At 45.0% G+C, this 3,818-nt stretch carries 3 protein-coding genes; all 3 read left to right on the top strand.

The window, feature by feature from the left end; all coding sequences use genetic code 11:
* Positions 1 to 747 precede the first annotated feature (747 nt).
* From B9A32_RS20785 to B9A32_RS20775, 3 genes are read left to right on the top strand one after another with little or no spacing between them, the layout of a single operon-like run.
* A complete protein-coding gene (locus B9A32_RS20785; protein ID WP_084072092.1) occupies positions 748 to 2,025 on the top strand; it encodes a DDE-type integrase/transposase/recombinase in 1,278 nt (425 codons plus the stop codon).
* On the top strand, positions 2,022 to 2,831 hold the full coding sequence (locus B9A32_RS20780) for an ExeA family protein (RefSeq protein ID WP_084072090.1): 810 nt from the start codon (positions 2,022 to 2,024) through the stop codon (positions 2,829 to 2,831). The genes B9A32_RS20785 and B9A32_RS20780 overlap by 4 nt, the downstream gene beginning before the upstream one ends.
* Before the next feature lie 53 nt (positions 2,832 to 2,884).
* Positions 2,885 to 3,685, top strand: a complete 801-nt coding sequence (locus tag B9A32_RS20775) for a DNA-primase RepB domain-containing protein (protein WP_084072087.1) — start codon at positions 2,885 to 2,887, stop codon at positions 3,683 to 3,685.
* Positions 3,686 to 3,818: the final 133 nt, after the last annotated feature.

Raw genomic sequence — 3,818 nt, 5'->3', positions numbered from 1 at the left:
TGTTAAGTGCCACAATAAAATAACTACTTGAATGCAGAAATTTTCAGAATAAGTTGACCAAATTCAAAATATATCAGATTAAATGGTCCTGGGATTAGGGCTTTTTTTGTGAAAAAAATAGGCGGAGAGAGTAGCCGCTCTCATCCGCCTTAAAACTTGGGGGCTTATAGCCCTCAACAAAACATGAGAACATGATACAATTTGTTGATGTAATACTCAAGAAAATTTTTGAGCAAGGTAAAGAATACCCTTGGGAAAGACCGTGTGCATGCCCCAAATGTGGCTCAAGTGGTAAAGTCTGGAGCCATGGATATGTCAGAGCTATTTTTGATGGTTTTAGAACCCACTTATTTTTAAAGCGTTATCGTTGCCATATTTGCCGTTGCGTGATCACCTTGAGACCGTTAAGTCACTACAGTCGTTTTCAATCCTCGCGAAAAACCATTCGTTCATCCCTTGACCATCGCATTAAAACCGGCAGGTGGCCAAAGTCAGATGTTTGTACCGCACGGATGCGTCACTGGCTTCGGAATTTGCAAAACCAGGTAATGGCTGTTTTAGATTGCTCATGGTCATTCGGACTGATGTCAGGTTATGATAAATTGCTTGAAATGGAGCGAATTCCCGTGAGTAGGTCCATTTGATCTGACATGAAGATCATCCAGAGCTCACTCCACCAAAGGCTTCCTTTGAAAAGGGTTTCCAAAGAAGATATTGATCAGGAAACTAATATTTCAAGGAGGTTCCATGGACGAAAGACAAAAAATAGATGTTGCGGTATTCCGCTATGGTGTGATTCAGGACTTTGTAACCGGTATTGAGCTTGAATATGGCAAGCAAGAGCAGTTGTTCCAGGAGAAGTGCGCCCGCAAATGGACGATTCCTTTTTCTAATAAAACCAGTATCAGCCGCAGTACGTTGAAACGGTGGGTAGAACTTTACCGCACCGGCGGTAAAAAGCTTGAATCTCTTTACCCGAATGACAGGGAAGATAAAGGCAAGCCCCGGGTACTTGACAATGATGTGTGCATGACCCTTTTGAGGCTGAGAAGGGAACAACCGGAGGTCTCTATTACCTTTATAAGAGAGCGTATTGTGAAGGAAAGACTTTTTTCTGTAATTCCTTCAATTTCAACAATGTATCGTTTTTATCACCAACATGATCTGATGCAAAAAAGAATGCCTGCTGAGGATCGCCGTAGATTTGAGGCGGAACATCCCAATGATCTGTGGCAAAGCGATGTGATGCACGGTCCCCGGGTGGAAATCAAGGGCAGGCAGGGCAAGAGTTATCTGATTGCCTTCATCGACGATCATTCACGGCTGATTGTGTATGCTTTCTTTTATGCATCGGAAAACACCAAGGCCTTCATGCATGCTTTTGAGCAGGCCCTTTTACGCCGGGGATTACCCCGCAAATTCTACGTTGACAACGGCAGTGCTTATAAATCTACCCACCTGATGCACATTACTGCATCCCTTGCCATCGCCTTGATCCACGCCCGTCCTTACAAACCCCAAGGCAAGGGAAAAATTGAACGATTTTTTAAGACCGTACGCTCACAGTTTTTACCCGGATTTACCGGCAATACCATTGAGGACCTTAATAAAAGTTTTGCTGCCTGGTTGGAAACGTACAACAACCGCAAACACTCGGCCACCGGCCAAAAACCACTACAACGGTTTGCCGACGGTATGGAATGCATCCGCCAAGCCCCCGCTGACTTGAGGGATTTTTTCAGAAAAAGAGTACAGCGAAAAATCACAAAAGATCGGATCATCATGCTGGACAATCATCTTTATGAAGGGCCGGTGGAGCTCATCGGTAAAAAAGTAGACTTACTGTTTCACGAGGGAGAATACGACCAGGTAGAACTCAAATACGCTCAGAAATCCTACGGAACTTTAAAGCCGGTGAACGTGCACGTAAACTGCCGGATCAAGCGAGATAAAAACAGTAAACCTGTGATTGAGGTGGATAATCCAATCGCTCAAACCGGTGGCGTATGGGGAGGTCGTTCATGAATGTTAACACCCATCGGTTGTTCTTTCAACTGCAAAAAGAGCCCTTTACCGCCGACATAGCCCATAAGGACATTTTAAAAACCAATGAAATTGAAGGGGCTGAAAATCGTATCCACTACGCCGTCAATTTGGGTGCCATTGCCTTGATAACCGGAGATATCGGCAGTGGTAAATCAACAGCTCTTAGGTATGTTTCAGGGAACCTTCACTCCTCGGAGTACCGTTTGATCCATGTAACGGCATCCAACGGCTCTATCCTGGAACTTTACCGGAATATATTGGGTGAGCTGAACCTTGAACCCACGGGCACCTCTCGGGTGAACATGGTCCGAAGGATCAAACAGGAGGTGCTTGACACTGTGGACAAAAAAATGAAAATCCTGCTCATCATTGATGAAGCTTCGCTTCTGAGACTGGAAGTCTTTACAGAGCTGCACACCTTGACTCAGTTTGAAGGGGACTCAAAACCCTTTTTACCGATGGTCCTGACAGGACAGGCAAACTTGGTGGACAATCTCAAATACCGGTATGCCATGCCCTTAGCATCCCGGGTGGTGGCAAGATGTCATCTGCAGGGTGTGGATCAGCAGGGAATGGAGGATTATCTTTTGCACCATCTGAGCATTGCCGGGGTTGAGAAAAATTTGTTTGAACCATCCGCAATAACTGCCATTCATCAAGGCTCCGGTGGTCTGTTCAGAAAGGCCAACAATCTGGCCCGGGGAGCCATTATCACGGCTGCTCAACAGCAACAGAACATGGTAACAGCAGACCACGTTCGAATTGCGGCTAGTGAAATCTTCTAATTTTATTCCAAGTTCGCCCTGGAGAGCCCCCCCTCTCCGGGGCATTTTTATCTATGGAAAAAATCCTTTGGAAACTTCGTCGTTTCTTTAACAGTTCATGCCACCTGGCTGTGCTCGATATAACAGCTGGCAAAAGATGGATCTTAGATCTGGCTTTCAAGAACATCCCCTATCTCAAGGCCGAAAATGTTCAGGGCAGACACATTCTCATCCAACCCCTGGTACAAGCCGAATATCTCATGGCCGACGATATCACCTCTGAGCTTTTACACAGACACCACAAGATGTGCGATGGCACTTGGAAACCAGGCCGGATGGTGGTGGAAACTTCTCCAGATAATTTTCAAGTGTGGATACATGCAAACCGAGCTTTGAGCTTGGAAGAAAAACGGTACTGGCTGAAAAAAATGAAATCCGATCCCGGTGCAGATCCTTATAATAGATGGGGAAGATGCCCAGGCTTCAGGAATCGAAAATCAAAATATCGTAACCCCTTCGGTCATTACCCTTTGGCAAGACTTGTTTGGGTCGACTGGAAACAGACAGCGCAAATACCACCCCCTGTGACTGCGACAACCCAACATAAAACTCCAGCCCTTTCCCCTCTACCCCTGGAGGGGGGCGTGTGTCGTCTTCAAAATCTTTCCAGAAATCACTATCACCGTGGCGATGAATCTGCCACAGATTTTGCCTATGCCGTGGCTCTGTTTAGAAGGGGAATGCATGAAAATGATGTCAAATGCAGAATTTTGGAACAGAGGGATGAATGGAAAAATCATTCTGGACAAAGGCAGAAGGAAGCGTATTTGAATAGAACTCTTTGCAAAGCTAAAAAAATTGTTGAATCGTCTTGAAAGCTTAATTGATGAGCAAAAAAATGTTGTGACTAATGTGATAGTTGTCTGGATGGTCCATTGATTATGAAAAAATTCTGACTTGGTCAAAATAATCGGAAAATAATTGTCCATTTATTCTGACATTCAACAC

It is taken from the genome of Desulfocicer vacuolatum DSM 3385 (assembly GCF_900176365.1).
Lineage (GTDB): Bacteria > Desulfobacterota > Desulfobacteria > Desulfobacterales > Desulfobacteraceae > Desulfocicer > Desulfocicer vacuolatum.
This window is presented reverse-complemented; position numbering and strand designations above follow the sequence as displayed.